This window comes from Brevibacterium sanguinis (assembly GCF_039528855.1).
GTDB lineage: Bacteria > Actinomycetota > Actinomycetes > Actinomycetales > Brevibacteriaceae > Brevibacterium > Brevibacterium sanguinis.
The window spans coordinates 1-6,701 of the sequence record NZ_BAAAMB010000023.1 but is presented as its reverse complement, the minus strand read 5'-3'; the positions used below and the strand labels follow the sequence as shown (position 1 = coordinate 6,701).

Genomic DNA, 6,701 nt, shown 5'->3' with positions numbered 1-6,701 from the left:
GGAAGGGGATGCCCGCCTGGGTCGATGTCTCCGCTCCGGACTTCATCACCCTCCAGGAGGTCCGCGCGGCCAACGACATCGCCCTCGGTGTCCTCGAGGAGAGCGGGTACACGACGATCAGCCACGACGCCGAGGCGAAGGGCCGGGCGGGGGTCGCCGTCATGGCGAAGACCGCCCCCGTGGAGACGCGTGAGGGGATCGGATCCGACGGCTACTTCGATCGGGCCGGACGATGGCTGGAGACGGACTACCGCCTCGGCGACGGCACTCTGCTCACCCTCGTCTCCGCCTACGTCCACTCCGGTGAGGCAGGCACCCCGAAGCAGGACGACAAGTACCGGTTCCTCGACCGGATGACCGAGCGGATGCCGCAGCTCGCCGCGACCGCCGACCACGTGCTCGTCACCGGTGACCTCAACGTCTGCCACACCGAACGGGACCTCAAGAACTGGAAGGCGAACCGGAAGAAGGCCGGCTTCCTGCCCGAGGAGCGCGCGTACTTCGACGGGTTCTTCGGCGATGTCGGCTTCGTCGACGTCCACCGGCAGCTCGCCGGTGACATCGACGGCCCCTACACCTGGTGGTCGATGCGCGGGCAGGCCTTCGACAACGACGCCGGGTGGCGCATCGACTATCACATGGCCACTCCGGGACTGGCCGGAACGGCGACGGTCGCCACCGTCGACCGGGCGAACAGCTGGGGTGAGCGCTGGTCGGATCACGCCCCGCTCGTCATCGACTACGACCTGCCCGCCCCGCAGTGAGGTGAGCCGCCGCGGCGCCGAGGTGGTGCCGCGGCGGCGGCGAGCGTCGGCTTCGCGGATCGACGGTCAGAGGCTGCGGATCGAAACCGCCGTGGCCGAAGCCGCTGAAATCAGAGTGCGGAGCCGACCTCGATGAGGAGGACACCGACGATGATGAGGCCGATGCCGGCGACCATGAGTCTCGTCAGGCGCTCCTGGAAGAGCACGCGTCCGGCGATCGCGGTCAGCGCGACACCCGTGGCCGCCCAGATCCCGTAGGCAACTCCGAGGGGGAAACCGGTGCGCAGGGTGAGGCTGAGCAGGCTGAAGGAGACGATGTAGCCGCCGGCCACACCCGCGTACCACCATTTCGAGCCGCCCACCGAGGCCACGCGCAGGCAGATGGTCGCCGCGACCTCGAGGAGGATCGCGCCGATGAGGAGCGCCCAGCCGAGGATCATGACTCCTCCTGACGAGCCTGCGATTCCGCTGGCCGCCGAGCCGGCAATTCGGCGTCCCGCCGCGGCGATTCCGCCTCCCGCGAAGCCCGCGACTCCGCCCCCGGTCGGGGCGGCGCGGCCGGGTAATCCGCCTCGGTGGCGGCGACCGTCGGCACGTCCTGCCCGCGGTGGCCGATTTCGACGAGCATGACCCCGGCCATGATGGCGACGATGCCGAGCGCCATGACGACGGTGATCGGCTCGGCGAAGAGCAGCGCCGAGGCTGCGGCCGTGAGTGCGACACCGGAGGCACCCCAGATCCCGTAGGCGATGCCGAGCGGCAGCCCCGACCGCAGTGTGAGGCTGAGGAAGACGAACGCGGCGGCATAGCCGAGGGCCATGAGGATGTAGAGGGCCGGATGCTCGATCGCCGCCTTCATCGACAGCGTCCCCGTCACCTCGGCGAGGATCGCTCCCGCCAGAAACACCCACGTTCGCACCCGTCCATCCTCCCCGATGACCACGTCCTCGGGGAAGACCGTCTATCGACGTGAGACCGACGATGCCCAGAGTGTGAACCGTCCAGACGGTTCACACTCTGGGCATCGACACTCTCAGCAGCAGCGCGCCTTCGGGTTGCGGTCCTGTTCATCGGTGTGATCGCGCCAGAACTCCCGCTCTCCCATCGCGCCGTCCCGAGTGCCGTGGCGGCGCTCATAGGACTCGAGGTAGTGGAGGTAGGCGTTCTCACCCATGATCTCTTTCAGGTACCAGAGCAGCCAGGCCCCGCCTCGGCGCAGGGACCCCCACGGATCCCTCGCCATTCGGGTGAGCAAGGGTGTCTCGGTCATGGTCGACTCCTGCCCGACCGCTCGTCCCACTGGGCCTGGACCTCGCGTTCGGACCGGCGGGCGATGAGGCCGGCCGGGGCGAAGAGCTTCGTCTCGGTGAACGGCTCCTCCGTCGTCGGCAGGGAGCCCTTGCGGATGGCTTCGATCGACTTCCACAGCGCCATGACGACGACCATGGCGACGAGGAGGGCGAAGATGATCGACAGCGTGCCCTGGACGAAGGTGTTGCGCACGACCGCGCTCATCGCCTCCACTCCCTGGGTCGCCCCGAGCGAGGTCTCGCCCGCGGCCAGCGCATCCCGGTACGCGAAGTGCTGAGCCCAGTAGCCGAGCTTGGGATCGGAGGAGAAGATCTTCTGCCACGACGCCGTCATCGTCACGATGAGATCCCACGCCAGCGGGATGCCGGGGATCCACGCGTAGCGCGCGAGCCCCATCTTGCACACGATCGCGAAGATCACTGCGAGGGCGATCGCGGCGAGCAGCTGATTGGAGATGCCGAAGAGCGGGAAGAGCGTGTTGATGCCGCCGAGCGGATCGGTCACTCCCATGAGCAGGATCGATCCCCAGGCACCGACCATGATCGCCGTCGTCAGCCACGCGCCCGGCGTCCACGAGGGATCGCGGAAGCGCTTGGAGAAGTTGCCGAGGGCGTCGCTGAGCATGAAGCGGGCGACACGGGTGCCGGCGTCGATCGTCGTGAGGATGAAGAGCGCCTCGAACATCACGGCGAAGTGGTACCAGAACGACATCCAGGCGGGTCCGCCGAAGACGCTGTGGAGGATCTGCGCCATGCCCATGGCCAGGGTCGGTGCACCGCCGGTGCGGGAGACGATGCTCTCCTCACCGACATCGCGCGCCGCCTGCTCGAGGAACTGCGGTGTCGTCTCGACCCCCGACATGCCGAGGGAGTTGTTGATGAAGTCCGCGGCGCCCTGGGCGGTGCCGCCGGTCAGCGGTTCGGCGGCGTTCATCGCGAAGTAGAGGCCCTTGTCGAGGCAGATCGCGGCGACGAGCGCCATGATCGCGACGAAGGACTCCATGAGCATGCCGCCGTAGCCGATGAGCCGGGCCTGCGACTCCTTCTCGATGAGCTTCGGGGTCGTGCCCGAGGCGATGAGCGCGTGAAAGCCCGAGAGGGCACCGCACGCGATCGTGATGAAGAGGAACGGGAAGAGCGCACCGGCGAAGGCGGGGCCGGCGGAGTTGAACGCGAACTCGGTGAACGCGGGCATCTGCACGGTCGGGTTGACGATGAGGATGCCGACGGCGAGCAGCACGATCGTGCCGATCTTCATGAACGTCGAGAGGTAGTCGCGCGGGGCGAGGAGCACCCACACGGGCAGGACAGCGGCGAGGAAGCCGTAGATCATCAGGCACCATGCGAGCGTCACCTTGTCGAGGGTGAAGACCTCCGACCAGACGGGGGAGCTGTTGACCCAGCCGCCGGCGATGATCGCCGCGAGCAGGAGGACGACGCCGATGACCGAGGTCTCGATGACCTTGCCCGGGCGCAGGTAGCGCATGTAGACGCCCATGAACACGGCGATGGGAATGGTCATCGCGATCGAGAAGACGCCCCAGGGGCTCTCGGCGAGGGCGTTGATGATGACGACGCCGAGGACCGCGATGAGGATGACCATGATGAGGATGATGCCGAGCGAGGCGATGACACCGCCGGTCTTGCCGAGTTCGTCACGGGTCATCTGCCCGAGCGAGCGGCCGTTGCGGCGCACCGAGAAGTACAGGACCATGTAGTCCTGGACGCCGCCGGCGAGGATGACGCCGACGATGATCCACAGAGTGCCCGGCAGGTAGCCCATCTGCGCGGCGAGGATCGGACCGACGAGCGGTCCGGCTCCGGAGATCGCGGCGAAGTGGTGGCCGAAGAGGACGCGACGGTCCGTCGGTGCGAAGTCACGGCCGTTGTCATTGATCTCCGCCGGAGTCGCCCGCCGCGGGTCCGGACGGCAGACCTTCCATTCGATGAATTTCGCGTAGAAGCGGAATCCGATGAGGTAGCTGCCGACGGCGGCGGCGACGAACCAGCTCGCCGAGAGGTTCTCCCCGCGGACGAAGGCGACCATCGTCCAACCCGCACCGGCGATGAGGGCGATGGCCACCCAGAGCACGATCCTGCCCGGCGTCCACCGGGGCTTCTCCACCACACCGACCGGGGGCAGCCCCTCTTCGGTCTTGACGTATTCAACCGACACGCGGTCCTCCTCATTGAGCTGGGTCGTCCACGATCCGCCCGGCGGTCCCTGCGCGTGCTGCGGCCGGTCGAGGTCCTTGTCGTGCGGCACCCCGTCCCACCAGCCTCAACATGTGAAGAGCCTTGGCGAATCATGTGTTCTGGATGACATCATACTCGCCGCGGTGTGCCGCGGGTCACGCGGCGTCGGCAACCGGAGGACCGGCATCGGCGGGTGTTCGACAGCGGCGTGAGAGGCGGGGCGCCGAGATGGCAAAATGGAGCCATGACGACGACTTCACTGCCCCGCACCGTGTCCGGAATCCAAGCGACCTCCGATTCCCTCCATCTCGGCAACTACATCGGGGCCCTGCAGCAGTTCGTCACCCATCAGCAGTCCCACGACGCGTTCTACTTCATCGCCAACATGCACGCGATCACCGTCGAACAGGACCCGGCCGAGCTTCGGGAGCGGACCCTGCGCACGGCCGCGCAGTTCATCGCCGCCGGCATCGACCCGGAGGCCTCGACGATCTTCGTCCAGTCGCAGGTCCCCGCCCACCCCCGTCTGAGCTGGGTGCTCGAGTGCACGACCTCGATGGGCGAGGCGACGCGGATGACCCAGTTCAAGGACAAATCGGCGAAGCAGGGTCACGTGTCCCTCGGCCTGCTCACCTATCCGGCCCTCATGGCCGCCGACATCCTCCTCTACAACCCTCAGATGGTGCCCGTCGGGGAGGACCAGCGCCAGCACCTCGAACTCACCCGCAACCTCGCCGAGCGGTTCAACCACCGGTTCGGTGATACCTTCGTCGTGCCCGAGGCGCAGATCCTCAAGGCCACCGCGAAGATCTACGACCTCCAGAATCCGGACGCGAAGATGTCGAAGTCCCTGCCGAGTCCGCTCGGCCGCATCGACCTCCTCGACGAGCCGAAGGCCCTGACGAAGAAGATCAAGTCCGCCGTCACCGACGATGAGACGGAGATCCGCTTCGATCCGACGGCCAAGCCCGGAGTCTCGAACCTGCTGACGATCTACTCGTCGCTGACGAACCGGCCCGTCGACGACATCGTCGCCGACTACGAGGGGAAGATGTACGGTCATCTCAAGGTCGATCTCGCCGAGGTGGCCGTCGAGGCGCTGACGCCGGTGCGGGAGCGCACGCTCGAGCTCCTCGAGGACCGCGCCCAGCTGCAGCGGATCCTCGATGCCGGCGCGGAGAAGGCGAACGCCATCGCCGAGGTGACACTGCGCGAGGTTTATGACAAGGTCGGTTTCATCTGAACCCGCCGTCGGGACACCCCGACGACCACCCCAACGTACCCGCCGAGCGCGTGGAGGAGCCGCCGTGGCCAAGAAGAAGACCGCAGAAGGACCGCTCAACCTGACCCCGGACATGCTGCACACCGCAGCCCGGCTCGAGGACCGCTTCAACGGGTGGATCCAATCGCGAGCGACCAACCACAGCTACCAGCGGACCGTGCTCGCCTACGACACGTACGGCGGCACCGACTGGGTGCGGGTCCTCGGCCGCCTCGTGCTCACCCCCGACGGCCACCCCTCGGCCGATGCGCAGGCCAGCGTCCGCGGATGGCGCTCGTTCGTCAGCGTCCCTCTGCCCAACGACACGGCGTGGGTGCGGATCAACGACGAGGAGCACATGGTCACCTCGGACCGGGGCGGGATCATCGACACCGTCATCCCCGGCGACTTCACCCCGGGGGAGACGGAGATCGAGCTGTGGACCGACGGGTCGCTCGTCGACTCGGCCGCGGTGCGCATCATCGGTGAGGATTCGACGTTCGGCATCATCTCCGACATCGACGACACAGTCATGGTGACCTCGCTGCCGCGACCCTTCCTCGCCGCGTGGAACACGTTCGTCCTCAGCGAGCACGCGCGCTCGCCGGTGGCGGGCATGTCCGTGCTCTACGACCGGATCACCTACATGCGGCCGAACACCCCGATCATCTACCTCTCGACGGGGGCATGGAACTCGGCGATCACGCTCAAGCGGTTCCTCTCCCGCAACCTCTATCCGATCGGGCCGCTGCTGCTCACCGACTGGGGGCCGACGACGACCCGCGTCTTCCGCTCGGGCAAGGAGCACAAGCGCAACACCCTCGAGCGGCTGGCCCGCGACTTCCCGTGGATGAAGTGGCTGCTCATCGGCGATGACGGGCAGAACGACGAGGAGCTCTACGGCGAGTTCGTCGAGAACCACCCGAACAACGTCGCCGCCGTCGCGATCCGCCAGCTCACCGTCGGTGAGGCCGTGTGGGCCGGTGGTCGCTCGAAGCGCCACGGCCGCGGGCAGGGTGTGCCGTGGATCTATGCACCCGACGGCGCCGGTCTCGCCTCGCGCCTGACCGAGCGGGGGATCATCTCGACGATCTGACCTCGGAGTCCCGGGACCCAAGCATCGAAACGGCCACTTCGCGTCGAGACCGCCGCTTACAGGTGGCGGTCTCG

At 67.5% G+C, this 6,701-nt stretch carries 7 protein-coding genes; 3 read left to right on the top strand and 4 right to left on the bottom strand.

The genetic code is table 11. From position 1 onward, the window contains the following. A partial coding sequence (locus ABD154_RS17905) for an exodeoxyribonuclease III (RefSeq protein ID WP_425546748.1) occupies positions 1–764 on the top strand: 764 nt, incomplete at its 5' end. Positions 765–874: 110 nt separating this feature from the next. Here ABD154_RS17905 and ABD154_RS17900 read toward each other — a convergent pair. The 4 genes from ABD154_RS17900 to ABD154_RS17885 form a co-directional block, all read right to left on the bottom strand. Then, complete coding sequence (locus tag ABD154_RS17900) at positions 875–1,204, bottom strand: DMT family transporter (RefSeq protein ID WP_198498227.1); 330 nt, start codon at positions 1,202–1,204, stop codon at positions 875–877. Further along, positions 1,201–1,683 carry a DMT family transporter gene (locus ABD154_RS17895; RefSeq protein ID WP_198498228.1) on the bottom strand — a complete coding sequence of 161 codons (483 nt, stop codon included), beginning with the start codon at positions 1,681–1,683 and terminating at the stop codon, positions 1,201–1,203. Before ABD154_RS17895 ends, ABD154_RS17900 begins: the two co-directional genes overlap by 4 nt. Positions 1,684–1,797: 114 nt before the next feature. Continuing rightward, positions 1,798–2,034 carry a YbdD/YjiX family protein gene (locus tag ABD154_RS17890; RefSeq protein ID WP_332839519.1) on the bottom strand — a complete coding sequence of 79 codons (237 nt, stop codon included), beginning with the start codon at positions 2,032–2,034 and terminating at the stop codon, positions 1,798–1,800. Then, positions 2,031–4,250: a carbon starvation CstA family protein gene (locus ABD154_RS17885; protein ID WP_198500918.1), complete on the bottom strand. Its 2,220-nt coding sequence runs from the start codon at positions 4,248–4,250 to the stop codon at positions 2,031–2,033. Before ABD154_RS17885 ends, ABD154_RS17890 begins: the two co-directional genes overlap by 4 nt. A gap of 264 nt (positions 4,251–4,514) precedes the next feature. Here ABD154_RS17885 and trpS point away from each other — a divergent pair, with 264 nt between their 5' ends. Both trpS and ABD154_RS17875 read left to right on the top strand, forming a co-directional pair. Continuing rightward, the gene (gene trpS, locus ABD154_RS17880; RefSeq protein WP_198498229.1) at positions 4,515–5,513 is read left to right on the top strand and encodes a tryptophan--tRNA ligase; all 999 of its coding nucleotides are present in this window, start codon (positions 4,515–4,517) and stop codon (positions 5,511–5,513) included. A 64-nt stretch (positions 5,514–5,577) separates the two neighbouring features. After that, on the top strand, positions 5,578–6,627 hold the full coding sequence (locus tag ABD154_RS17875; RefSeq protein ID WP_137826622.1) for an App1 family protein phosphatidate phosphatase: 1,050 nt from the start codon (positions 5,578–5,580) through the stop codon (positions 6,625–6,627). Positions 6,628–6,701: the final 74 nt, after the last annotated feature.

Excerpts from the sequence above, each read along its gene's own strand:
- ABD154_RS17900 (WP_198498227.1), bottom strand. The coding sequence starts at position 1,204 with ATGATCCTCGGCTGGGCGCTCCTCATCGGCGCGATCCTCCTCGAGGTC.
- ABD154_RS17890 (WP_332839519.1), bottom strand. The coding sequence starts at position 2,034 with ATGACCGAGACACCCTTGCTCACCCGAATGGCGAGGGATCCGTGGGGG.
- trpS (WP_198498229.1), top strand. The coding sequence starts at position 4,515 with ATGACGACGACTTCACTGCCCCGCACCGTGTCCGGAATCCAAGCGACC.